The 675-nt window shown below is 39.1% G+C and carries 1 pseudogene; it reads left to right on the top strand.

Annotation, left to right across the window (positions count from 1 at the left end):
* Positions 1 to 675: pseudogene (locus tag ACFIL8_RS11960) on the top strand (autotransporter outer membrane beta-barrel domain-containing protein); the annotation flags it as partial.

Here is a 675-nt window from a genome sequence, read left to right as displayed (position 1 = left end):
GGATCAAAAAAGATAGAGAATAAACAGACAGTAGAAGGAAGTGATCTTTTAGAAGAGGAAAGGAAGAGATTAGAAAATCTGTCCTTTAAGGTACTCACCAATTCAATAATAAGCGATGGTGCTACTGTCTATATTACTAACCGTGACTCTGAAGGTTCTGAAATAAATAGCTTTAACTATAAAGATGCTGCCTATTCCATTAATAATACGGTTAGAGAGGGGGGAAAACTCTACATTGATGCAGCAAGTGTTAGCAGGGATACAACAATTGAGAGTGGTGGTATTGAATTCGTCCAAAATCTGAGCAGTTCGGAATATGCCACTGTTAAAAAAGGGGGTAAACAAATTGTTGAGAGTGGTGCAAATGCTGAGGGAGCTAAAATCTATGGTGGTGAGCAGATTATTTTTGGTAAGGGGATTCTTGGAGCTGGTTTGTCGCGTAAAGATAAGGAAAGTAGTGCTTATAACACCGAAATTTATGCGGCAGATGGAATGCTAGGAATACAAAGTGTCTATAGTGGAGGGATGGTTGTTGACACAAAGATTATGAAAGGCGGCATCCAGAATCTTGATGGTAAAGAGAGTTTTCATAACGGCATCTCAGAAGATGCTGATACAGCCGATACAGAAGATGAAGATTTTACAATTAATGAAGGGGCTTTTGCACTGAGTACC

Source organism: Bartonella sp. AP57NXGY (assembly GCF_042195805.1).
In the GTDB taxonomy this organism is placed as follows: Bacteria; Pseudomonadota; Alphaproteobacteria; order Rhizobiales; family Rhizobiaceae; genus Bartonella.
Note: the sequence above shows the minus strand (reverse complement) of the source record. Positions and strands in the feature narration are given on the sequence as shown.